At 69.6% G+C, this 21,623-nt stretch carries 21 protein-coding genes and 1 tRNA gene; 9 read left to right on the top strand and 13 right to left on the bottom strand.

Annotation, left to right across the window (positions count from 1 at the left end; all coding sequences use genetic code 11):
• Positions 1-17 precede the first annotated feature (17 nt).
• Genes OPU66_RS07400 through OPU66_RS07415 form a run of 4 tightly spaced genes read right to left on the bottom strand, consistent with a single transcriptional unit; the run spans position 18 to position 4,559 of the window.
• Complete coding sequence (locus OPU66_RS07400) at positions 18-1,046, bottom strand: DNA polymerase III subunit delta (protein WP_498552970.1); 1,029 nt, start codon at positions 1,044-1,046, stop codon at positions 18-20.
• A gap of 22 nt (positions 1,047-1,068) precedes the next feature.
• Entirely contained in the window at positions 1,069-1,572 is a 504-nt protein-coding gene (gene lptE, locus OPU66_RS07405) for an LPS assembly lipoprotein LptE (RefSeq protein WP_498552971.1), read from the bottom strand.
• The gene (leuS, locus tag OPU66_RS07410; protein ID WP_498552972.1) at positions 1,569-4,073 is read right to left on the bottom strand and encodes a leucine--tRNA ligase; all 2,505 of its coding nucleotides are present in this window, start codon (positions 4,071-4,073) and stop codon (positions 1,569-1,571) included. Before leuS ends, lptE begins: the two co-directional genes overlap by 4 nt.
• Positions 4,074-4,079: 6 nt before the next feature.
• Positions 4,080-4,559, bottom strand: a complete 480-nt coding sequence (locus OPU66_RS07415; RefSeq protein ID WP_160591820.1) for a DUF3576 domain-containing protein — start codon at positions 4,557-4,559, stop codon at positions 4,080-4,082.
• A 192-nt stretch (positions 4,560-4,751) separates the two neighbouring features.
• Here OPU66_RS07415 and OPU66_RS07420 point away from each other — a divergent pair, with 192 nt between their 5' ends.
• Positions 4,752-5,453 carry a porin gene (locus tag OPU66_RS07420; RefSeq protein ID WP_498552973.1) on the top strand — a complete coding sequence of 234 codons (702 nt, stop codon included), beginning with the start codon at positions 4,752-4,754 and terminating at the stop codon, positions 5,451-5,453.
• On the opposite strand, the gene OPU66_RS07425 is transcribed toward OPU66_RS07420, so the two are convergent.
• Entirely contained in the window at positions 5,443-6,054 is a 612-nt protein-coding gene (locus OPU66_RS07425) for a thiamine phosphate synthase (protein ID WP_498552974.1), read from the bottom strand. The genes OPU66_RS07420 and OPU66_RS07425 overlap by 11 nt on opposite strands.
• Positions 6,055-6,077: 23 nt before the next feature.
• Here OPU66_RS07425 and OPU66_RS07430 point away from each other — a divergent pair, with 23 nt between their 5' ends.
• Together OPU66_RS07430 and OPU66_RS07435 are read left to right on the top strand one after the other, a co-directional pair.
• A complete protein-coding gene (locus tag OPU66_RS07430) occupies positions 6,078-6,773 on the top strand; it encodes a YggS family pyridoxal phosphate-dependent enzyme (RefSeq protein WP_498552975.1) in 696 nt (231 codons plus the stop codon).
• Entirely contained in the window at positions 6,770-7,438 is a 669-nt protein-coding gene (locus OPU66_RS07435; protein ID WP_498552976.1) for an HAD family hydrolase, read from the top strand. The genes OPU66_RS07430 and OPU66_RS07435 overlap by 4 nt, the downstream gene beginning before the upstream one ends.
• Before the next feature lie 60 nt (positions 7,439-7,498).
• On the opposite strand, the gene ribA is transcribed toward OPU66_RS07435, so the two are convergent.
• The 6 genes from ribA to OPU66_RS07465 form a co-directional block, all read right to left on the bottom strand.
• Positions 7,499-8,551 (bottom strand): GTP cyclohydrolase II, encoded by a 1,053-nt coding sequence (ribA, locus tag OPU66_RS07440; RefSeq protein ID WP_498552977.1) that lies wholly within the window; start codon positions 8,549-8,551, stop codon positions 7,499-7,501.
• Entirely contained in the window at positions 8,548-9,339 is a 792-nt protein-coding gene (locus OPU66_RS07445; protein WP_498552978.1) for an exodeoxyribonuclease III, read from the bottom strand. Before OPU66_RS07445 ends, ribA begins: the two co-directional genes overlap by 4 nt.
• Positions 9,340-9,537: 198 nt before the next feature.
• On the bottom strand, positions 9,538-10,209 hold the full coding sequence (locus OPU66_RS07450) for a LolA family protein (RefSeq protein ID WP_498552979.1): 672 nt from the start codon (positions 10,207-10,209) through the stop codon (positions 9,538-9,540).
• Between the two features lie 74 nt (positions 10,210-10,283).
• Positions 10,284-12,203, bottom strand: a complete 1,920-nt coding sequence (locus OPU66_RS07455) for a S9 family peptidase (protein ID WP_498552980.1) — start codon at positions 12,201-12,203, stop codon at positions 10,284-10,286.
• Between the two features lie 79 nt (positions 12,204-12,282).
• Positions 12,283-12,915 (bottom strand): hypothetical protein, encoded by a 633-nt coding sequence (locus OPU66_RS07460; RefSeq protein ID WP_498552981.1) that lies wholly within the window; start codon positions 12,913-12,915, stop codon positions 12,283-12,285.
• A complete protein-coding gene (locus tag OPU66_RS07465) occupies positions 12,899-15,214 on the bottom strand; it encodes an FtsK/SpoIIIE family DNA translocase (RefSeq protein ID WP_498552989.1) in 2,316 nt (771 codons plus the stop codon). The genes OPU66_RS07460 and OPU66_RS07465 overlap by 17 nt, the downstream gene beginning before the upstream one ends.
• A 189-nt stretch (positions 15,215-15,403) precedes the next feature.
• Here OPU66_RS07465 and OPU66_RS07470 point away from each other — a divergent pair, with 189 nt between their 5' ends.
• Complete coding sequence (locus OPU66_RS07470) at positions 15,404-16,609, top strand: FAD-dependent monooxygenase (protein WP_498552982.1); 1,206 nt, start codon at positions 15,404-15,406, stop codon at positions 16,607-16,609.
• A gap of 97 nt (positions 16,610-16,706) precedes the next feature.
• Here OPU66_RS07470 and OPU66_RS07475 read toward each other — a convergent pair whose 3' ends face one another.
• A complete protein-coding gene (locus OPU66_RS07475) occupies positions 16,707-17,654 on the bottom strand; it encodes an isoaspartyl peptidase/L-asparaginase family protein (RefSeq protein ID WP_498552983.1) in 948 nt (315 codons plus the stop codon).
• Between the two features lie 132 nt (positions 17,655-17,786).
• On the opposite strand from OPU66_RS07475, the gene ispG reads away from it, so the two are divergent.
• The 4 genes from ispG to OPU66_RS07495 are packed head-to-tail and all read left to right on the top strand — an operon-like array spanning position 17,787 to position 20,694.
• Complete coding sequence (gene ispG, locus OPU66_RS07480) at positions 17,787-18,965, top strand: flavodoxin-dependent (E)-4-hydroxy-3-methylbut-2-enyl-diphosphate synthase (RefSeq protein ID WP_498552984.1); 1,179 nt, start codon at positions 17,787-17,789, stop codon at positions 18,963-18,965.
• 39 nt (positions 18,966-19,004) lie between these two features.
• A complete protein-coding gene (locus tag OPU66_RS07485) occupies positions 19,005-19,898 on the top strand; it encodes a DMT family transporter (protein ID WP_498552985.1) in 894 nt (297 codons plus the stop codon).
• Entirely contained in the window at positions 19,895-20,380 is a 486-nt protein-coding gene (locus OPU66_RS07490) for a GNAT family N-acetyltransferase (protein ID WP_498552986.1), read from the top strand. Before OPU66_RS07485 ends, OPU66_RS07490 begins: the two co-directional genes overlap by 4 nt.
• Positions 20,380-20,694 carry a DMT family transporter gene (locus tag OPU66_RS07495; protein ID WP_498552987.1) on the top strand — a complete coding sequence of 105 codons (315 nt, stop codon included), beginning with the start codon at positions 20,380-20,382 and terminating at the stop codon, positions 20,692-20,694. Before OPU66_RS07490 ends, OPU66_RS07495 begins: the two co-directional genes overlap by 1 nt.
• Positions 20,695-20,753: 59 nt before the next feature.
• Here OPU66_RS07495 and OPU66_RS07500 read toward each other — a convergent pair.
• Positions 20,754-20,828, bottom strand: a tRNA-Gly gene (locus OPU66_RS07500).
• A 147-nt stretch (positions 20,829-20,975) separates the two neighbouring features.
• On the opposite strand from OPU66_RS07500, the gene OPU66_RS07505 reads away from it, so the two are divergent.
• Positions 20,976-21,623, top strand: a 648-nt coding sequence (locus OPU66_RS07505) for a thioredoxin domain-containing protein (RefSeq protein WP_498552990.1), incomplete at its 3' end; no start/stop codon positions are given.

Genomic DNA, 21,623 nt, shown 5'->3' on the forward strand with positions numbered 1-21,623 from the left:
GCGACCCGGAAACCGCTCTAGCGTCGCCGTGCCGCTGCCCGGGCGATGGTCAGCAGCTGCTCGGCAGCGATCAGCGCAGCCGGGCTGCCGGGGCGCATCATCTGCGCATTGGCGTCGGTCAGCCGGTCGATGATGGTGGCGAGGCCCGGCCCGTCCCAGCGCCGCAGCGCCGCTTCGATCACCGGTTTGTCTTTCCAGAACAAGGATTTGCCGGCGGCGTCCAGCGCTGCCGAGATGCTCTGGCGCTCATCCGCGTCGATCCGGAGCGCGACCAGCTGCAACACCCGCCGGAATGCCGCCCGGATCACCGCCACCGCCTCCGGCCCGGCCACTGCGCCCTGACGGATCTGGTCGGCCACGTCGCGCGCCATCCCGGTCAGCACCGGGTCGATCACGTCAAACGGATCCGCATCGCGGTCGGCGGCGATAATGGCCGCCAGCGCGTCGGGCGACACGCTGCGCGGTGTGGCCGCATCCGCGTCGAGATAATCGGCCAGCTTGTCGAGCTCGCGTTCCAGCACGGCCCGGTTGCCGCCGCTGGCATCGATGAGCGTCCGGGCCGTGTCCCCCGACAGGGTCAGCCCGCGCGCCGCGCCCAGCCCGACCGCCAGCCGCACGGCATCGCCGCCCTCGGGCACATAGCTGGCAAAGGCCAGCGCCGCCGGCGCGGCCAGTGCCAGCTTGAGCAGTTTGGAGGCCGGCTTGAGCGTGCCGGTCAGGATCACCACCGGATTGCCCGCGCGCGGCGCTGCAAGCAAAGCCTCTGCCGCCGACAGCACCTCGTCGCCGCTCGTGCGCACCTTGATCCAGCGCGGCCCGCCGAACAGCGACTGGGCGGCGGCTTCATCGGCGAGCCAGGCCGGGTCGCGGGCAAGCTGTGCGCCATCGGCATCGATCCGGTCGGCGTCCGCGCCCAGCCGTGCGCCGACCCGGTCGGCCAGCGCCGCCGAGCCTGCCTCGTCCGGCCCGTGAAACAGGAACAGCCGGATCGAATCGTCCAGCCGCTCGATCGCCCGTTCGACGTCAGGGCGCTTCGCAGCCTTCATCGCCCGCGTTACCGCCCGTCCGTCACGGCGCGGTCTGGCGTGATGCAAACAGCGCCACCCGGGCGACGATCTGGTCCGCCACTTCGCTGGCCAGCCGTTCGAGCGCGCTGTTTTCGGCGGCGATGGTCGCATATTCGGACCGCACGACGTCGATGCCCGCATCCGACCCGGCGGTCGCATCCAGCACCACATTGCCGCTGGCCAGCTCGACCAGCTGATAGCGGGCGCGCAGCGTCCGCCGCTCGCGCGTCACCGCATCGTCGGCGCGCACGCCAAAGCCTTCGATCTTGTCCTCAAGCGTGATGTCCAGCCGGTAGCGCGGCTGTGCCCCGGCGGCGACGGGGAAGCGGTCCTGCAGCGCGCTGCGCACCAGCCAGCCGTCGCGCCCGGCAATCGGCCCGACGCTGACGTCGCCCAGCGCCTGCGCGACGCCCGAGCCGGCACCGCCGCCATAAAGCGGCCGCAGCCCGCAGCCGGGCAGCAGCAGCGCGAGGCCAAGCGCAGCGAGGAGCGCCCGCCCGGTCATGCGACGAGATTGACCAGCCGGTCGGGCACCACGATCACCTTGCGCGGGGCCTTGCCCTCCAGCATGCGCGCGACATTGGGCGCGGCGAGTGCCAGCGCCTCGATCGTCTCGCGCGGCTGGCCCCGCGCCACGGTGAGCGTGTCGCGCAGCTTGCCATTCACCTGCACGGCGATGGTCACCTGGTCCTCGACCAGCAATGCCGGGTCATGCGCCGGCCAGCCGGCATCGGCGATCAGCCCGTCCTCGCCCAGCAGCTCCCATGCCTCTTCGGCCAGATGCGGGATGATCGGCGCAACGAGCAGCACGAGCGTGCGGATCGCATCGTTGCGCGCGGCAGAGGGTGCCGCCTTTTCGATCGCCCCGGTCAGTTCATACAGCTTGGCGATCGCCTTGTTGAAGGCGAGCGCCTCGATATCGGCAGCGACGCCGGCAATCGTCCGGTGCCGCCGGCGCTCCAGCGCGTCATCGTCGCCCGTCGCCGGTTCCAGCCCCGCCACCAGCCGCCAGACGCGGTTGACGAACCGCCACGCGCCCTCGATGCCGTTGGCCGACCATTCGAGATCGCGCTCGGGCGGCGAATCCGACACCACGAACCAGCGCACCGCGTCCGCGCCATAGGCATCGATAATGCCGGTCGGATCGATGACGTTCTTTTTCGATTTCGACATCTTCTCGACGCGGCCGACGGTGACCGGCTGGCCGTCACGGGTGACGAAACCGCCGTCGCGCTTCTCGATATCGTCGGGGCTCAGCCATTTGCCGTCGGGGCCCTGATAGGTTTCGTGCGTCACCATGCCCTGGGTGAACAGGCCGGTGAACGGCTCGCTGACGTCAAGACGCCCGATCCGCTGCAATGCCCGGGTCCAGAAGCGGGCGTAGAGCAGGTGCAGGATCGCATGCTCGACCCCGCCAATATATTGCGCGACCGGCAGCCAGCTTTCGGCCACCGCCTTGTCGAACGGCCGGTCTGCGGGCTGGCTGGCGAAGCGGATGAAATACCAGGATGAATCGACAAAGGTGTCGAGCGTGTCGGTTTCCCGCCGCGCCTTGGCCCCGCATTGGGGGCAATCGACATGCTTCCATGTCGGATGGCGGTCGAGCGGATTGCCGGGAATGTCAAAGCTGACATCCTCGGGCAGCCGCACCGGCAGCTGGTCGCGCGGGACCGGCACCGCGCCGCAGCTGTCGCAATGGATGATCGGGATCGGCGTGCCCCAGTAACGCTGGCGCGACACGCCCCAGTCGCGCAGCCGCCAGACGGTGGTCCCGCGGCCCCAGCCCCCGGCCTCGGCGCGGTCGATCACCGCGCGCTTGGCGGTGTCGACATCCATGCCGTCGAGGAAACGCGAATTCACGATCCGGCCGGGGCCGGTATAGGCTTCATTGCCGTCAAATGCCGGGTCGACCGCATCGCCATCGGCAACCACGCGGGTGACCGGCAGACCGTATTTGCGCGCGAAATCCATGTCGCGCTGGTCATGCGCGGGCACGCCGAACACCGCCCCGGTGCCATAATCCATCAACACGAAATTGGCGATCCAGACCGGCAGGCGGATCGCCGGATCGAACGGATGGGCGGCGGTGAGGCCGGTGTCGAAGCCCTTTTTCTCCGCAGTTTCAAGCTCCGCGGCGGTCGTGCCGCCGGCGCGGCATTCGGCGATGAACGCCGCCGCCGCCGGATTTTCCGCCGCGATTGCGGCCGCCAGCGGATGATCGGCGGCGACAGCGACGAAGCTTGCGCCGAACATGGTGTCGGGCCGGGTGGTGAACACCTCGACATCGCCGCCGTTCGACAAGGCGAAGCGGAATTGCAGCCCCTGGCTGCGGCCGATCCAGTTTTCCTGCATCAGCCGCACTTTTTCGGGCCAATGTTCGAGCGTGCCGAGCCCTGAGAGCAGATCGTCGGCAAAGTCGGTGATCTTCAGGAACCACTGGCTGAGCTTGCGCTTTTCAACCAGCGCGCCCGAGCGCCAGCCCCGGCCGTCGATCACCTGTTCATTGGCCAGCACCGTCTGGTCGACCGGATCCCAGTTGACCGCCGATTCCTTGCGGTAAACCAGGCCGTGCTGGAACAGGTCGAGGAACAGCGCCTGTTCCTGGCCATAATATTCCGGCTCGCAGGTTGCGAGTTCGCGGCTCCAGTCGAGCGCAAAGCCGAGCGATTTCAGCTGGTCGCGCATCGCCGCGATGTTGGCGCGCGTCCAGTCGCCGGGATGGACGCCCTTTTCCATCGCCGCATTTTCAGCGGGCATGCCAAAGGCGTCCCAGCCCATCGGGTGCAGCACTTCCATGCCCTGCATCCGGCGGAACCGGGCGAGCACATCGCCCATCGTGTAATTGCGGACATGGCCCATATGGATGCGCCCTGAAGGGTAGGGGAACATCTCCAGCACATAGGTTTTGGGCTTGAGGCTGTCGTCCGACGCATGGAAGGTGCCGCGTTCGGCCCAGACCTTCTGCCAGCGTGCATCGGCCGCCCGCGGATTGAAGCGCGCGGTCATCGGGGCTTACTCGGCAATGGTGGCGCGGCGCAGGTCGCGCGCCCGCGTCAGGATGATGTCTTCCAGCTTCTGCACGGTCGCGGCCTGCACCGGCGCATCGACCCATTGGCCGTTCTGCAGCGTCTGGCGCGAGGCGGCGACGCGCAGCCCGTCGGCGCGCAGATCCTGATCGAGGATGGTGACGGTCACCTTCATCCGCTCGCTCTGGGCGGCCGGGTTCACATACCAGTCGGTCACGATCACGCCGCCATTGGAATCGGTCTGCACCAGCGGCATGAACGACAGCGTTTCCAGCGCGGCGCGCCACAGATAGGCGTTGACGCCGATGGTCGTGACCTTGGATGCGGCGATATCGGCCTCGCGGCTGCGATCCTTCTTGCTGCCGCCGCCCAGGCCCTTGGACAGATCGTCCTTGATCCACTGGCATCCCGCCAGGCTCAGGGATGCGGTCAGCAGCAACGCGGCGGCACGGCTCAAGCGCGGCATTCTTTTTCCTCAGGATCGGGGCTTATGGCGTTTGCGCCGTTATAGGCTCTGGCCCCGCCCCCGCAAGCGTCCCTGCCATGCCCGTGCTGTGGGCTTGCGGCCACACTCGCCGGGAAAGCGACTCCGGGGCGGTGGCAAAGCCAAAAAACATCATATAGTTGGAAATATGGATCGGGGGCATTTGAGCGCGTGATGGCAATGAGTCGAAACTGGTGGATTGCGGGGGGCGCGGCGCTGGCCGTCGTCGGTGCCGCAATGTCGCCGGTGTTCGGCGCGCCCCGCGCTGCTGCCGAGCGCCCGGTGCGGCTGAGCGCCCGGGGCGGCATCGGCTCCTTCACCCCGGCCGCCGCCGATCCGCGCGTCGCCGCGTCGCTGGCCCGGGCCGGCATGGGCCATAGCGGATTCCGCTTCACGCCGGCCGCCATCGGCACCGGCACCCGCTCGGTCACTGTCGCCGTACGCGCGGCCTCCAACGTCGCCCGCGGCGACGCGACGCGCAGCAATGTCGGCGCGGTCACGCTGACACCGATTGCCTATAATCTGGGCGTCGCCGTCGGCTGGAAACGATTTGCCCTGTCGGGCGATGTCGCGCGGATCGACACTGCCGGTACGCCGGGCAGCCGCGAGCGCGTCGATCTCGGCCTCAGCTACAACGCCCCGCGCTGGAGCGGGCGCATCCAGGTCGAGCGCGACCGGCCGATGGATCCGGTGTCGAAGCTGACCGGCGGCCAGTCGACCTCGTTCGATCTTGGCGGCTCGTATCGCATAGCGCGCAACATCGACGTGACGGCGGGTGTCCGCTACCGCGCCGAGGATCGCGACCGGCTGAAGCTGGTCGACGATCGCCGCCGGGATGCGCAGGCGGTCTATATCGGCACCGCGTTCAAGTTCTGATCGGGTCCGGTCGGTTCGACCGGTCCGCGCCCCAGCCATCGATCCCGGCCCAGCCCTGCGCCCCCAGCGCCGCCAGCCGCTTTGCCCGGTCTGACGTCATGCCGCCCAGCGCGATCACCGGCAGCCGCGCCCGCTGCGCCAGCAGGCCGAACCGCACCGGACCCAGCACCCTCGCTCCGGGATGGGAGCGGGTGGCGAACACCGGCGACAGCAGCACCTGATCCGCGCCGCGCCGCGCGGCGGCGACCAGCTCTGCCCGGTCATGCGCGGTCGCCAGTTCGATCAGCCGGGGGTGGCCGTGCCGTGGGTGTTGATAGACACCGTCCAATCGGTGCCGCACCGCCTCGCGCGCCGGGCCGGCCAGCACCACGACCAGCCCGCGCCGCCGGGCGATGGCCCGGATGCGGGTGATCAGCGCGCGCCGCGCGGCAGGGTCTAGCCGGTAATGGCGGATGACGATCCCCGCCCCGCGCGGCATCCGCGCCAGCGCCGGCCACAGCGCCGCGCCCTGCCGCTCATCGGTCAGCAGCCAGCATCGCGGCAGCGACCGGCTGCGTGCGAGCGGCGCGTTTCGGGACAGAGGGCGGTGGCGTTGGGCCATGGCCCTATCCTATAGCAGCGGCCATGACCCTTGCCGCAACGCCCATCGCCCCCGATTCCGACGGCCCTGCCGCCCGGCTGGCCGCCGTGCAGCAGCGCATTGCCCATGCGGCCAAAGTCGCGCGGCGCGACTTGGCCGATATTGCGCTGATCGCTGTGTCCAAAACCCATGATGCCGAGGCGATCCGCCCGCTGATCGCCGCCGGGCAGCGCCGGTTCGGCGAAAACCGCGTGCAGGAAGCGGCGGCGAAATGGCCGGCGCTGCGCGCCGCGCATGACGGGATCGAACTGCATCTGGTCGGCCAGCTGCAATCGAACAAGGCGGATGAGGCGGTGGCGCTGTTCGACGCGATCCATGCGCTCGATCGTCCGTCGCTGGTCACCGCGCTGGCACGCGCCATCGACCGGGCGGGGCGCGCGCCGACGCTGTTCGTGCAGGTCAATATCGGCGACGAACCGCAAAAGGGCGGCTGCGCGGTGGCCGATCTGCCGGCGCTGCTTGCCGAGGCGCGCGGCGCGGGGCTGGCCCCGGCCGGGCTGATGTGCGTGCCGCCGCTGGGGGTCGAGCCGGCACCCTATTTCGCGCTGCTTGCCAAGATTGCGCGTGACCATGGCCTGGCGCTGCTCAGCATGGGCATGTCCGACGATTTCGAGACGGCGGTGACGCTGGGGGCAACCCATGTCCGTGTCGGCTCGGCGCTGTTCGGGCCGCGCGCATGAGGTTCGATGCGATCATCTTCGATTTCGACGGCGTGCTGATCGAAAGCGAGTATGTCGGCAACGCCCATCTTGCCGGACTGCTGACCGAGCTTGGCCATCCGGTGTCGGTCGAGGATGCGCTGACGCGCTTTTCCGGCCTGTCGGGACAGGCATTTTACGACGCGATCGAGGCGCATATCGGCCACCCTTTGCCCGAGGGGTTCCATCAGGGCCGGGCCGAGGAAGATGCCCGGGTGCTGCGCGAAGGGCTGGAGGCGGTGGCCGGTGCGGTCGATTTCGTCCGCGCGCTGCCGCCGGCCCTGCCGCGCGCCATCGCCTCGTCCAGCCGGGTGAACTGGATCGCCACCCATCTGGCGCATCTGGGGCTGGCCGATGCGTTTGGCGACCGGCTGTTCAGCGGGCGCGAACATGTCGCGCGCGGCAAGCCGGCCCCCGACATCTATCTGCACGCCGCCGATGCGCTGGGCGTCGACATCGCCCGCACCGTCATCCTTGAGGATTCGGAGGTCGGCGCGACCGGGGCCGTGGCATCGGGGGCCTATGTGATCGGGCTGGCCGCCGGCAACCACTGCCTTGACGGGCATGAAGCGCGGCTCAAGGCGCGGGGCGTCAATGTCGTCGCCCATGATTTCCACGAGGTCCGCCGGCTGATCGGGATGGCCTGATCCTGGTGTCCAGGCCCGGCCGTATCCGGGCATTTTCGAGCCGGGTGAGCTCACCCCGCCCTAAAGCTGGTGGCCGGTCCGGTCGCGCTTGGTGTCGAGATAGCGGGCATTGTGCGGATTGGGCGTCATCCGGTGGGGCACCCGCTCGACCACGTCGATGCCCGCCCGGCCCAGCTCCGCCACCTTGTCGGGATTGTTGGTCATCAGCCGCACCCGCGTCTGGCCGAGCAGGGCCAGCATCCGCGCCGCGACGCGGAAATCGCGCGCATCGATGGCAAAGCCCAGCCGGACATTGGCATCAACCGTGTCAAACCCCTGATCCTGAAGCGCATAGGCGCGCAGCTTGTTGACGATGCCGATGCCGCGCCCTTCCTGCCGCAGGTAAAGCAGTATGCCCCAGCCCGATCCAGCCATGGCGTGGAGCGCGGCCTGAAGCTGCGGCCCGCAATCGCATTTGAGCGAGCCGAACACATCGCCCGTCAGGCATTCGCTGTGCAGCCGGACGAGCGGGGGCGTGCCATCGGGCTGGCCGATCACCAGCGCGACATGGACATCGCCGCCATCGGCGGAGCGGAAGGCGACGATTTCCGCCCCTTCGGCCGCCGACACCGGCAGCCGCGCGCGCGTGGCGATGTGCAGATTGGCGGCATCCTCGGCGGCGGCGATGTCCGCCGGGCCGAGCATGTCGGCGGTTGCCGCCGTTTCCCTGACGAAAAAGGCCGGCAGCAGCCCGGCGATCCGCGCCAGTTCAAGCGCCGCCGCCGCCAGATCGGGCGCGGCAACCGGGATCGCGCGGAACGGCCCTTTGAGCGGGGTCGCCAGATCGAGCGCGGGATCGGCAAGCGCAACCGCGACATCGAAATCGATCCAGGGCGCGCGCATCACCTGCACCGCCTGGCCGGGGGTGGCCGCCGCCGCCTGATTGGCGAGCCGGAGCGTCGCCGCGCGGCTGGCCGACAGCAGCAGATCGGCGCGCCGATCGGGGTCGAACGCGGCCAGCCTTGTGGCATCGGCGGTTTCGACCGGCAGCAGCGCAATGGCCTGCCCGGCGGCACCGATCACCACCGGCCAGCCGCGGCGCAGCCCGTCAATCGCCCGGGCCGCCGCGCTCAAAAGCGGAACTCCGTCACCAGCGGCACATGGTCGGACGGCTTTTCCCAGCCCCGGCACGGCTCATGCACATGGTGGGCGGTGGCGGTGGCGGCGAGATCGGGGCTGGCCCACATATGGTCGAGCCGCCGCCCCCGGTCGGATGCCGCCCAGTCGCGCGCGCGGTAGCTCCACCAGCTGTAATAGCGCGCCGGGGCGGGCACGAAGCGGCGGCCCAGATCCACCCAGCCATGCGCCTGTTGCAGCCGGGTCAGCGCCTCCACCTCGACCGGCGTGTGGCTGACCACGTCGAGCAGCTGCTTGTGGCTCCACACATCGCTTTCCAGCGGCGCGATGTTGAAATCGCCGACCATGATCGTCGGCACATCGAGCGTGTCCGACCAGCGCGTCATACGCGCGATGAAATCCAGCTTCTGGCCGAATTTGGGGTTGAGATCGCGGTCGGGAATGTCGCCGCCGGCGGGCACATAGACATTTTCCAGCCGGACGCCATTGGGCAGGCGCACGCCCAGATGCCGCGCCTCGCCATTGTCCTGCCAGTCATGGCGCGTGTCGGCGGTCAGCGGCACGCGGCTGATGATCGCCACGCCGTGATGCATGCGCTGGCCGTTGAGCAGGATATGCGGATAGCCGAGTGCGGCGAATGCGGCGGCGGGGAAGCTGCCATCCTCGACCTTGGTTTCCTGAAGGCAGAGAATGTCGGGCGCTTCCTCGGTCAGGAAGCGTTCGACGATGGCCAGCCGGAAGCGGACCGAGTTGATGTTCCACGAAGCGAGTTTCAGCCTGTCCATCGCGGGCGATCATTAGGCAGGCGGGGGGCCTTCGACAAGGAAAGACCCCCGCTCCGGGGGCGTGGAGCGGGGGCCGACCGAGCGTCATCACGCTGGCGGGTCAGAGGCTCCGGGCGGGGAACAGGGGGAAGTCCCGCCAAGCTCTTTGACCACGAAGCCTTTCTAGCACCCCAAGCTGTCGCTGCGATGAATGGCGGTTCAGCGCTGCCGGTCGCGGCGCGGATCGGTGAAACGGAACAATGTGTCGCTGAGCGGCGGGTTCAGCCGCTGGTTGGCGAGACGCACGGTGGTGCGGTTGTTCTGCGCATCGAGCGCGACCCAGCCCTGCAGCAGCAGCCCGCCGGGCGCATCGCCGCGCTGGGTGAAGGCGAGGGTGATCGCGCCATATTCGGGATGTTTCGGATCGCGGACCAGCACGCTCAGCACATCGGGCTGGCCCGACGGGACGATGCGCGCGACCCGCGCCAGATCCTTGCTCGGATCGAGCAGCACGCCCAGCGGCGACCCGCCGATCGGCCAGCGCGACACCTGCCGCACCTGATAGTCGACAAAGCTGAGCGCCCGCCCGTCGCTGACCACGAGCAGCGGCACGCCCGGCGCATATTGGAACCGGATCTTGCCCGGCTGCTTGAGCGACAGCGTCCCGGTCAGCGTCTTGCCGGTGCGGTCGGTCTGGGTGAAATCGGCGGTCATCGCGCTCAGCCCGCGCAGATGCGCGCCGACCCGCGCCAGATCGCCCCCCGGCTGTGCGGGGGCCTGTGCCATCGCCGGCGCGGCGGCCGGCAGGGCCGGCATGATGCCCGTCAGGGCGCCCGTCAGGCCAAGGCTCAGGAACAGGTGCAGGGACTGGCGGGGGCGCAGCAACATCATTTCTCCTGTGACGGGGGGCGGGCCGACACTGGCCCGGCACCGTTGAACCGGCGCTGAACCCCCCGCCAAGCGCCTTATTTCAGCAGATTCTGGTCCCAGAACATCAGCGTCGTCCACATCAGATAGTCCTGATTCGCCTTTTTGGCGAAGCCATGGCCTTCATCGGCGGCGAGCAGATGCCAGGCGGTCCGCCCCTTGGCGCGCACCGCCTTCACGATCTGGTCCGCCTCCGATGCCGGGACGCGCGGATCATTGCCGCCGGTCACGACCATCAACGGGATGCGCAGCTCGTCCACCCGCGTCATCGGCGAAATCTCGATCAGCTTCTGCCGCTGCCTGGGATCGCGCTCATCGCCATATTCGACGCGGCGCAGGTCACGCCGATAGCCCTGCGTGTTTTCAAGGAAGGTGACGAAGTTCGAGATCGCGACCGTGCACTGCGCGGCCTTGAACCGGTCGCCGAAGCGGATCGCGCTCGCATAGCACATATAGCCGCCATAAGAGCCGCCCGACACGCCGAACCGCGCCGGATCAAGCCCGGCGTCGCGGCCGAGCACGTCGAGGAACGCGCCAATGTCGCGCACCGAATCCTCGCGCTTGAACGGGCCATTGTCGAGCGAGACGAATTTCTTGCCGAAGCCGGTCGAGCCGCGCACATTGGGGAAGAACAGGGCGACGCCCAGCTCGTTCAGATAATAATTGTTCCGCCCCAGAAAGCCCGGCTGCGACTGGCCTTCCGGGCCGCCATGGATCGAGAAGATCAGCGGCCGCCGCCCGGGGAAGCGCGCCGGATCGGGGCGATAGAGAAAGCCCGACACCTCAAGCCCGTCAAAGCTCTTGACCGTCACCAGCTCGGCCGGGCGGTTGCGCGCCGGATCGAGCCCGCCGGTCTCGCTCTGCGTCCAGCGGGTGACGGCCAGCGTCGCGGGATCGACCGCATACATGTCGGCCGATGCGGTCGCGGAGCTGAGCGTCAGGCCGATCATGCCCCAGGGCGCGATTTCGATCCCGCCGGCGACGCCCTGCGGCAGCGCATCGACGGTGCGGACGGCGCGCGTGCGGGTGTCGAGAATGCGCAGCCGGCTCGCCCCGGCCTCGTTGACCAGATAGGCGATGAAGCTGCCATCGGCGGCGATGTCGAACCCGTCGACATCCCAGCGCGGCTCCGGCGACACCGGGGTGAACCGGCCGGTCGCGGGATCGAGCGTGCCGAGCCGCTGGAAATCCGATCCGTCGTCGGAGGTGACCCACAACACGCCGTCAGGGGCGAATTTCGCACCCGAATAGGCGATGTCGCGGCGATGATCACCGATCGGCGTCATCGCGCCGGTCGCCAGATCCATGCGGAACAGGTTGGTCTTGGTCACCGACACATATTGGGCGACGATGGCGCTCTTCCCGTCGGGCGCGAAATCGGCGATGCCCCAGCCGCCGCCCTTGACCTGGGCGACCATCCGGTCGGTGGCGGGATCGCGCGGATCCATCACATACAGGTCCGAATCCACGCCATTCCGCCGCGTCGAGCTATAGGCGATCAGCCGGCCGTCATGGCTCCAGGCGTTGAGCGAGTTGCGGCTCTTGCCGTCGGTCAGCAGCTTCAGCCGCCCGTCGGCAAGGGTGTAGAGCTGCCAGAACTCGCTGCCGCCGACATCCTTCTGCACCACCGTCACGTCACCCCGGCCGCGCGCGACCGACACGCCGGCAATCGCATCGGCTTCAAAGCTGATCTGGGTGCGCGCGCCCATCGGCTGGGCGACTTCGTGGATCTGCGGGACATTGCCGAAACGGGTGGTGATCAGCGCCGATCGCCGCGTCGGGTGCCACGCCCTAAACGCGCCCGAACGGACCTCCAGATAGGGGCGGGTCTGGTCGGCAAGCGCGGCGGGGACCGCGGGGATGCCGTCGGCGCTCAGCGCCTCCGGCTTGGGGGCGGTCTGCGCGAAGGCGGCGGTGGCGGTCAGCGCGGCGCAGCCAAGCAGCACGGATTTGAACATGATCCCTCCCGTTTGTGTGTCGGATTTCCGATTTGCCCCAAGGCGTAAAGGCTGCCGGCCCGGCTGTCGATGTGTCCCCCTATCGGCACGCGGCCGGGCGGCGCGCGCTCAGCCGCCATTCGGGCCGGGCGGCGTGCAGATACCAGCGTTTCCGGTCGTCTGCCGCCCGCCCGCCCAGCGGACCGCCGCCGGTGACGGTGAAGGACAGGCAGGCATCGCCGTGCCACACCAGATCGGCCGGCTCGCCCAAGCCGGTGCCGATCATGCGGACCGGCTGTTCGTCGCCCACCCGCCACAGCCGCACCCAGCCGCCATCGCCGCGTGTCTGGTCGCTGAACGCACTCGCGAAAAAGCCGCCCGCTGGCGCGAATGTCGGCCGTGCGCCGGTCTGGATCCCGCCGCCATGCGCGGCGATCACCATGTAATCCTCGCCCTCGTAGAATTGCAGCCGGATGCCGAACAGCCGCTGCCCGGCCCAGACCCGGTCGAGTGTGTAGACGACGCAGCTGTCGGGGGTGGCCGCGCAGTCGCTGCTTTCCAGCCTTTCCCAGCCCCGGCCGGTGCGCAGCTCAAGCACCGGCCCGCTGCGCCGGACCAGATCGGCATGGCGGGCGATCAGCGCCGCTTCGTCGGGTGCCGCCGGGGCGCTTGCTGCCGCGGGGACGGCCAGCAGCGCGCCCAGCAGCGCGATCAGTTCAGACCGGATGACCATCGGTGTCGATCAGCACTTCGCGGCGGCCGACATGGTCGGGGCGGCCGACCTTGCCGTCCTTTTCCATCCGCTCGATCAGCCGCGCGGCGCTGTTATAGCCGATGCGCAGCTGGCGCTGGACATAGGAGGTCGAGGCCTTCTGGCTTTCCGCCACGATCTGCACGGCGCGGCGGTAAAGCTGATCCTCGGGGCTGTCGTCGCCCGACGGCGCGCCGTCGAGTTCGAAGCCGCCATCTTCCGGCTCTTCGGTGACCGCCTGGATGTAATCGGGCTTGCCCTGGGCGCGCCAGTGATCGGCAATCGCGCGCACCTCGTCGTCCGACACGAACGGGCCGTGGACGCGGGCGATCTGCTTGCCGCCGGGCATGTAGAGCATGTCGCCCTTGCCGAGCAGCTGTTCGGCACCCTGTTCGCCCAAAATGGTGCGCGAATCGATCTTGGAGGTGACCTGAAAGCTGATCCGCGTCGGCAGATTGGCCTTGATGACCCCGGTGATCACGTCGACCGAGGGGCGCTGCGTCGCCATGATCAGATGGATGCCGGCCGCACGCGCCTTCTGCGCCAGCCGCTGGATCAGGAATTCGACTTCCTTGCCCGCCGTCATCATCAGGTCGGCGAGTTCGTCGACAATGACGACGATCTGCGGCAGCGGTTCATAGACCAGCTGCTCTTCCTCATAGAGCGGCTGGCCGGTTTCGGCGTCATAGCCGGTCTGCACGCGGCGGCCGAGCGGCTGGCCCTTGGCCTTGGCCAGCCGCACCTTCTCGTTGAAGCTGGCCAGCGACCGCACCGAGACCGAGGCCATCATCCGGTAGCGTTCCTCCATCTGCTCGACCGCCCAGCGCAGCGCGCGGATCGCCTTGGGCGGTTCGGTGACCACCGGGGCCAGCAGATGCGGAATGTCGTCATAGATGCTCAACTCGAGCATCTTCGGATCGATCATGATCATCCGGCATTGGTCGGGCGTCAGCCGGTAGAGCAGCGACAGGATCATCGCATTGAGGCCGACCGACTTGCCCGACCCGGTGGTGCCGGCGACCAGCAGATGCGGCATCGGCGCCAGATCGGCGATCACCGGATCGCCGGCGATGTTCTTGCCCAGAATGATCGGCAGCGATCCGGCCTGATCGGCAAAGGCGCTGCTTGCCACCAGTTCGTGCAGCACCACCGGCTCGCGCTTCTGGTTGGGCAGTTCGATGCCGATCACCGTGCGGCCCGGAATCGTCGCGACGCGCGCCGATAGTGCCGACATGTTGCGGGCAATGTCGTCGGCCAGCTGGATCACGCGGCTGGCCTTGATGCCGGCGGCGGGTTCCAGTTCGTACATGGTGACGACCGGGCCGGGGCGCACCTCGACGATCGAGCCTTTGACGTGGAAATCGTCGAGCACGCTTTCGAGCAGCCGGGCATTGCGTTCGAGCGCGGCGGTGTCGAGCGTGCCGCCGCTGGACGGCGGCGCCGGGCGCAACAGGTCGAGCGGGGGCAGGGCGTAACGGTCCTTGAGGTCGAGGCTTGCCTGCACCGGCGGCTGCGGGCGCGGGTCCTTGTCCTTTTTCTCGGGCACCGAGATCACCGGCGGCGGCCGGTGGTCCGCCTCGACCGGGCGGCGCTTTTCGGCCGGGGCGCGCGGGCGCTTGACCGGGGCGGGGGCATCGTCCGCCCAGATGTCGCCATCCGCCGCGCGCCGGGCGCGCCGCCGCAACAGCCAGTCGCGCTCGATCTCGTCGAGTTCGAGGCACAGCGTCCAGACGATCAGCCCGGCCAGCCCGGCAACCGCGACCAGCCCGGCCCCGGCCCAGCCGCGCACTGCCGGATCGGCAATCGCCGACAGGCCAAGCTGGCCGAGCTGCGCGCCGAGATGACCAAGCACCCCGCCCACGCCCGCCGGCAGGCCGGGGATCGCGCCCGGGCGGATGCCCGCGGCCGCCGCGCCGATCAGCGCGATGCCGACCAGCGCGACCGGCAGGTTGCGCCGCCAGCGCCCGACCGCGCGGTCATGATAGAGGCGCAGCGCCATCAGGCCGAGCATCGGCAGCATCAGGCCGATGGCCGGGCCAAAGCCGGTCAGCAGCAGATCGGCCGCCCAGGCCCCCGGCGTCCCGACCCAATTGCCCGGCGCGCCGGCGGCGGCGGTGTTGAGCGCGGCATCGCTGGGGCGGTAGCTGATCAGCGCGAGCGCGAGCAGCAGCGCGACCGCCGCCAGCGCGACCGCACCGGCCACCGCCGCACCGCGCTGCACGCCGCGCGCCACCGCCTGGCGCCAGCCGGGCATATCCTCGTCCGCCACCTGCGTCGCCATCGCCTTCATCTCCAGCGTCCATCGCCCGCCTGCGCGCCTGCTGCCCACCGAGACGGCGGGGCGGCTTTGTGCGCGAAATGTTCCCGGCTCCGCCCATGTCGCCCAGCCGGACTCCGGCGTCAAGCGCAGCACCGAATGGAGAGAGATCCGCGCTGGCCGCGTGACGCGCGAGGCGCTATCTGTCGGGCCATGGACAGCGACGTCATCATCCTCGGCGGCGGCCTTGTGGGCCTGACACTGGCGCTGGCGCTCGACGCGCACGGCCTGTCATCGACCGTTATCGATCCGGCCGAACCGGCAACCGTGCTCGCCCCCGCTTTTGACGGGCGCGCATCCGCCATCGCCTCGGCGAGCTGGCGGATGCTGGAGGCGATCGGGCTTGGCGCCCTGCTTGAGGGCAAGGGCTGCCCGATTGCCGCGATCCGGGTGTCGGACGGGCTGAAACCCGGCGCGCTCGATTTTGCGCCTGCCGCCGATGACGGCGCGCTGGGCATCATGTTCGAAAACCGCGCGCTGCGTCATGCGCTCCACGCCGCCGCCGCCGATGCCGCCAATGTCACCTTGCTGATGCCGGCCCGGCCGGTCGCGACCGAACGCGGCGAACATGGCGTCATGGTGCGGCTGGCCGATGGCCGCGAGGTGCGCGCGCCGCTGCTGATCGCCGCCGAGGGCCGGCAGTCGCCGACGCGCGAGGCGGCGGGCATTCCGATTGCGCGCTGGCAATATGAACATGTCGCGATCATCGCCGCGATCGAGCATGAACGCCCGCACGACAATATCGCCTACGAGATCTTCTATCCCGAAGGGCCGTTCGCAATCCTGCCGATGCTGCCGGGCAACCGGTCGGGGCTGGTCTGGTCGGTCACCCGCGACGACGCGCCCGGCTATCTGAAGCTCGGCCCGCGCGGCTTTGTCGCCGAACTGCACAAGAAAATGGGCGGGCTGCTCGGCGAGATGACGCTTGCGGCACCGCTGTCCAGCTATCCGCTCGGCTTTCATCATGCCGCGCGGATCACCGATCACCGGCTGGCATTGGTCGGCGATGCCGCGCACGGCATCCATCCGATTGCCGGCCAGGGCCTCAATCTCGGGCTGCGCGATGCCGCCGCGCTGACCGAGGTGCTGGTCGATGGCGCACGGCTCGGCCTCGATCTGGGCGATCCGCAGCTGATGGACCGCTATCGCCGCTGGCGCAGCCTCGACACCTTCCTTGTCGCCGCGTCGACCGACGGGCTGGCGCGGCTGTTCGGCATTCGCGGCGAGGCGGCGTCGGCGGTGCGCCGGTTCGGGCTGGGCGCCGTGCAGCGGCTCGCCCCGCTCAAGCAATTGTTCATGGCCGAGGCGCGGGGCGAGGCGGGCGATCTGCCCCGGCTGCTCGCCGGGGCGATGGTCTGACGGTCAGGCCCGCTATGGGCGGGCCGTCAGCGCGCCGGTTTTCTGGTGTGGTGCATGTTCCGGGCCGCCGGGTGGTCGCACCCGGCCCGGGCACGTCCTAGCCTTCATCGCCATAGATGGCGACCTGCCGCGCCCCCGATGCGTCGGCGCGGCCCCGGTACATGCCCCGGCTGTTGAACAGCCAGAAGCCTTCGCCGCCCGGCCCGGCGACGATCGTGCCGCCGGTGCCGCCCAGTGCGCCCATATCGGCAAGGGCGGCGGCGGCGGCGCTGCGCAGATCCTCCCCGGCCAGCCGCACCCGCGCGGCGATTTCATGGCCGACCCCGGCGCGGATGAAGAATTCGCCCGCGCCCGTGCACGACACCGCGCCGGCGCGATCATCGGCATAGGTGCCGGCCCCGATCAGCGGCGAATCGCCGATCCGGCCCCAGATCTTGCCCATCACCCCGCCGGTCGAGGTGGCGGCGGCGACATGGCCGTCGCGGTCGCACGCCACCGCGCCGACGGTGCCATATTTCATCTCGATGTCGAACGCGTCGCCGCCGCTGCTCAGCAGCTCGTCGAGCTGGCGGCGGCGTTCGGGGGTGGTGAACCAGTCCTGCCCGGCTGCGGGCAGGCCCTGATCGCGCGCGAACAGATCGGCCCCCGCGCCCGACAGCAGCACATGCGGGCTGGCCTCCATCACCCGCCGCGCGAGCGTGACCGGGTTGCGGGTGGCGGTGACGCCGGTCACCGCGCCGGCCCGCCGGTCGCGCCCGTCCATCACCGCTGCGTCCAGCTCGATCCGCCCGTCGCGCGTGAACACCGCGCCGCGCCCGGCATTGAAGGCGGGATCATCCTCCAGCACGCGCACCGCCGCCTCGGCGGCGTCGAGCGCGGTGCCGCCCGCGACGAGGATCGCGGTGCCGGCATCGAGCGCCGCCGCCAGCCCGGCGCGCGCCGCCCGGTCCTGATCGGCGGACACGGTGTCGCGCGTCAAAATGCCCGCGCCGCCATGGACGACCAGGCTCCACCGGCTTGGCGATCTTGCTTGTGCTTCGCTCATGGCGGGTGCCCTAGCGGCAGTGCGGGGTCCGCGCCACCCGTCCGCCCCCGTCGGCGCGGCTTTCCTTGCCGTTGCGCGGTTGCTTCCGGGCGCGGGCACAGCCTGCTATGACGCGGCGGATCTTCCTTGCAGATGAACGGGAACAGCATGTCCGTACGTCCCTGGCGCGATATCGCGCGCCGTCAGTGCCGCCAGATCATGGTCGGGAACGTGCCGGTGGGCGGCGACGCCCCGGTGACGGTCCAGACGATGACCAACACCCCGACATCCGATGTCAAGGCGACGATCGACCAGATCCGCCGCTGTGAGGAGGCGGGGGCCGATATCATCCGCGTGTCCTGCCCCGATGTTGAAAGCACCACGGCGCTGAAGCAGATCGTGCGCGCGGCGCGGGTGCCGATCGTCGCCGACATCCATTTCCATTACCAGCGCGCGCTGGAGGCGGCGGATGCGGGCGCGGCGTGCCTGCGCATCAACCCCGGCAATATCGGTTCGGCCGACCGGGTGCGCGAGGTGGTGAATGCCGCCAAGGCCAATGGCTGCGCGATCCGCATCGGCGTCAATGCCGGCAGCCTGGAACGCGATCTGCTCGAAAAATATGGCGAGCCCTGCCCCGAGGCGCTGGTCGAATCCGCGCTCGACCATATCCGCATCCTCGAGGACCATGATTTCCGCGAATATAAGGTCGCGGTGAAGGCGTCGGACGTGTTCCTCGCTGTCGCCGCCTATCAGCAGCTGGCCGAGGCGGTCGATTGTCCGCTGCACCTTGGCATCACCGAGGCCGGCGGGCTGATCGGCGGCACCGTCAAATCGGCCATCGGGCTGGGATCGCTGCTGTGGTTCGGGATCGGCGACACGATCCGCGTGTCGCTGTCGGCCGAACCCGAAGAGGAAGTGCGCGTCGGCTTTGAAATCCTGAAGGCGCTCGGCATCCGCAATCGCGGCGTGCGCATCGTCTCCTGCCCCAGCTGCGCGCGTCAGGGGTTCGACGTGATCCGCACGGTGGAAACGCTCGAGGCGCGGTTGCAGCATATCCGCACGCCGCTGTCGCTGTCGGTGCTCGGCTGCGTCGTCAACGGCCCGGGCGAGGCGCGGGAAACCGATATCGGCCTGACCGGCGGCGGTGCCGGCAAGCACATGGTCTATCTGTCGGGCGTCACCGACCATCACGTCAACGATGCCGACATGATCGACCATATCGTGCGGCTGGTGGAGGCGAAGGCGGCCGAGATCGAGGCCGCGAACGCGGCGGCCGATGGCGTGGCCGCCCCTGTCGCAGCGGCGGACGGCGCGGCCCAGGCGGCCGAATAACCCGCCGGCCCCGCGCCGCCCGAACGGGGCCATGACGTCATGCCGCTGCCGCCGTCCTTCGTCCTGCCGCTGGCCGCCGCTTGTGCCGGGATCGCGCTGTTCGCGGTGATGGACGCGGCGATGAAGGCGGCGGCGATCGCGATGGGGGCCTATAGCGCGATGCTGTGGCGCGCGCTGTTCGGCACGGTGCCGACCGGGCTGGTCTTCTGGGCGGCGGGGACAGGCTGGCCGGGCGGAGCGGCGCTGCGGCTGCACATGCTGCGCGGCGCGATCACAGCGGTGATGGCGGTGCTGTTCTTCTGGGGCATTGCCCGGATGCCGCTGGCCGAGGCGGTGGCGCTGACCTTTGTCGCGCCACTGTTCGCGCTCTATCTCGCCGCCGTGCTGCTGGGGGAAAAGGTGCGGCCGGGGGCGATTGGCGGCGCGCTGCTCGGGCTGGCGGGCGTCGGCCTGATCCTCATCGCGCGCGGGCAGGCGGCGGGCGGCGGCGGCTTTGCCGGGCCGGTGGCGATCATCTGCTCGGCGATGCTCTATGCGTTCAACATCGTGCTGATGCGCAAACAGGCGCTGGTCGCCCGGCCGCTCGAGGTGGCGTTTTTCCAGAATCTGACCAGCTTTGCCGTGCTGATGCTCGCCGCCCCGCTGGCGGCGGTATGGCCGAGCGCGGCGGAACTGCCGCTGCTGCTGGTCAGCGCCCTGCTCGCCACCCTGTCGCTGCTGCTGACCTCATGGGCCTATGCGCGGGCGGAGGCGCAGGCGCTGATCGCGGTCGAATATACCGCCTTTGGCTGGGCGGCGCTGATCGGCTGGCTGGCCTTTGGCGAACGGCTGGGCTGGCCGGTCGTCATTGGCACCGTGCTGATCGTCGCCGGGTGCATCGTCGCCGCGCGTCAGCCGGCCGCGGCCGGAACCGAAAAGGGGATCATGGAATGACCGACACACTGGCGATCCGGCTGGCACGGCCGGGGGATGAAGGGCATGTGCTGCGGCTGATCAAGGCGCTCGCCGTGTATGAGCGCTGCCCCGATGCGGTGGCGGCGACCGCCGAATCGCTGCGCGCCACCCTGTTCGGTCCCGCGCCGCAGGTGTTCGCCTTTCTCGCCGGGCCGGAGGCGGCGCCGTTCGGCCTGGCGCTCTGGTTCCAGACCTATTCGACCTGGACCGGGCGGCCGAGCCTGTATCTGGAGGATCTGTTCGTCGACGAAGCGGCGCGCGGGCGCGGCGTGGCGCGGGCGCTGCTGCGGCGGCTGGCGCAGGAGGCGCTGGCGCGCGATTGTGCGCGGATCGACTGGGCGGTGCTCGACTGGAACGAACAGGCAATGGCGTTTTACAGCCGGATCGGCGCGCGCGCGCAAAGCGGCTGGCAGCCCTGGCGAATCGAGGGCGCGGCCCTCACCGCGCTGGCGGCCGGCTGATGGCCTGGCTGATCCTCATCCTGGGCGGGCTGTTCGAAGTCGGCTTCACCACCTGCCTGCGATTCGTCGACGGGTTCCGCAACATCCCCTGGACGCTCGGCTTCCTCGCCTCGGTGACGCTGTCGATGAGCCTGCTCGAACTGGCGGCACGGCAGATCCCGCTGGGCACCGCCTATGCGGTGTGGACCGGGATCGGCGCGATCGGCACGGTGCTGGTCGGCATCGTTTTCTTCGGCGAAGCGGCAACACCGCTGCGGCTCGTCCTGCTCACCGGGATCGTCATCAGCATCGCCGGGCTGAAGCTGATCGGCTGAGAATGCCAGCTGGCGCGGCTTCCGCGTCAGCGACTGAAATCCAAAGATTTTCGGAAAACTGGAGCGGGCGAAGGGATTCGAACCCTCGACCCCAACCTTGGCAAGGTTGTGCTCTACCCCTGAGCTACGCCCGCTCTGGCGCCGTGGCCCCGGCGGACCGGGGCGGGTGAGGTGGCGGGCATTAGCGCCTGATTCGGATGTGCGCAAGTCCCTTGGCATATGCCGGCTTTGCCCCACATAAGGGGGCAGATAACGGAGCGTGAACTTTGGCCAGTTTGGGATTGAGCCCCGCCGAGCGCGAGGCGATCGAGACGTTCAAGCGCGAGGTCATCGAGCCGTCGATGACGTCGCTGGTGATTCTCGATTTCTGGGCGCAGTGGTGCGGCCCGTGCAAGGCGCTGGCACCGATCCTCGAAAAGGTCGCGGACGATTATGCCGATAAGGGCGTCGTGCTGCGCAAGATCGACGTCGATGCGAATCAGCTGATCGCCGCGCAGTTCCGCGTCCAGTCGATCCCCACCGTCTATGCCGTGCATCAGGGCCAGCTGGTCGCCGACCTGACCCCGGCGCGCACCGAGCGGCAGCTGGCGCAGGCGCTCGACCAGATTCTGAAGCAGCTGGGCATCACCGGGGCCGCGCAGGCGCGCGAGGCGGAGCTGGAACCGCTGATCGCGATGGGCGAACAGGTGCTGACCGAAGGCGATGGCGCGCGCGCCGTCGGCATTTTCCGCCAGCTGGCCGACATGGCCCCGGAAGAACCCGCGGTCGTCTCGGGGCTGGCGCGCGCGCTGGTCGCGGCCGGCGAGGTTGACGAGGCGGCGACGCTGCTCGCCGGGCAGAGCGAGGCGGTGCGCAAGGATCCCGCCGTCGCCCGCGCCGAATCGGCGCTGGCGCTGGCGCGCGAGGCCCCGGCGGTCGCCGATCTGGCC

It is taken from the genome of Sphingomonas sp. URJC2, from assembly GCF_059803575.1.

Excerpts from the sequence above, each read along its gene's own strand:
- OPU66_RS07400 (WP_498552970.1), bottom strand. The coding sequence starts at position 1,046 with ATGAAGGCTGCGAAGCGCCCTGACGTCGAACGGGCGATCGAGCGGCTG.
- lptE (WP_498552971.1), bottom strand. The coding sequence starts at position 1,572 with ATGACCGGGCGGGCGCTCCTCGCTGCGCTTGGCCTCGCGCTGCTGCTG.
- leuS (WP_498552972.1), bottom strand. The coding sequence starts at position 4,073 with ATGACCGCGCGCTTCAATCCGCGGGCGGCCGATGCACGCTGGCAGAAG.
- OPU66_RS07415 (WP_160591820.1), bottom strand. The coding sequence starts at position 4,559 with ATGCCGCGCTTGAGCCGTGCCGCCGCGTTGCTGCTGACCGCATCCCTG.
- OPU66_RS07420 (WP_498552973.1), top strand. The coding sequence starts at position 4,752 with ATGGCAATGAGTCGAAACTGGTGGATTGCGGGGGGCGCGGCGCTGGCC.
- OPU66_RS07425 (WP_498552974.1), bottom strand. The coding sequence starts at position 6,054 with ATGGCCCAACGCCACCGCCCTCTGTCCCGAAACGCGCCGCTCGCACGC.
- OPU66_RS07430 (WP_498552975.1), top strand. The coding sequence starts at position 6,078 with ATGACCCTTGCCGCAACGCCCATCGCCCCCGATTCCGACGGCCCTGCC.
- OPU66_RS07435 (WP_498552976.1), top strand. The coding sequence starts at position 6,770 with ATGAGGTTCGATGCGATCATCTTCGATTTCGACGGCGTGCTGATCGAA.
- OPU66_RS07445 (WP_498552978.1), bottom strand. The coding sequence starts at position 9,339 with ATGGACAGGCTGAAACTCGCTTCGTGGAACATCAACTCGGTCCGCTTC.
- OPU66_RS07450 (WP_498552979.1), bottom strand. The coding sequence starts at position 10,209 with ATGATGTTGCTGCGCCCCCGCCAGTCCCTGCACCTGTTCCTGAGCCTT.
- OPU66_RS07455 (WP_498552980.1), bottom strand. The coding sequence starts at position 12,203 with ATGTTCAAATCCGTGCTGCTTGGCTGCGCCGCGCTGACCGCCACCGCC.
- OPU66_RS07460 (WP_498552981.1), bottom strand. The coding sequence starts at position 12,915 with ATGGTCATCCGGTCTGAACTGATCGCGCTGCTGGGCGCGCTGCTGGCC.
- OPU66_RS07465 (WP_498552989.1), bottom strand. The coding sequence starts at position 15,214 with ATGGCGACGCAGGTGGCGGACGAGGATATGCCCGGCTGGCGCCAGGCG.
- OPU66_RS07470 (WP_498552982.1), top strand. The coding sequence starts at position 15,404 with ATGGACAGCGACGTCATCATCCTCGGCGGCGGCCTTGTGGGCCTGACA.
- OPU66_RS07475 (WP_498552983.1), bottom strand. The coding sequence starts at position 17,654 with ATGAGCGAAGCACAAGCAAGATCGCCAAGCCGGTGGAGCCTGGTCGTC.
- ispG (WP_498552984.1), top strand. The coding sequence starts at position 17,787 with ATGAACGGGAACAGCATGTCCGTACGTCCCTGGCGCGATATCGCGCGC.
- OPU66_RS07485 (WP_498552985.1), top strand. The coding sequence starts at position 19,005 with ATGCCGCTGCCGCCGTCCTTCGTCCTGCCGCTGGCCGCCGCTTGTGCC.
- OPU66_RS07490 (WP_498552986.1), top strand. The coding sequence starts at position 19,895 with ATGACCGACACACTGGCGATCCGGCTGGCACGGCCGGGGGATGAAGGG.
- OPU66_RS07495 (WP_498552987.1), top strand. The coding sequence starts at position 20,380 with ATGGCCTGGCTGATCCTCATCCTGGGCGGGCTGTTCGAAGTCGGCTTC.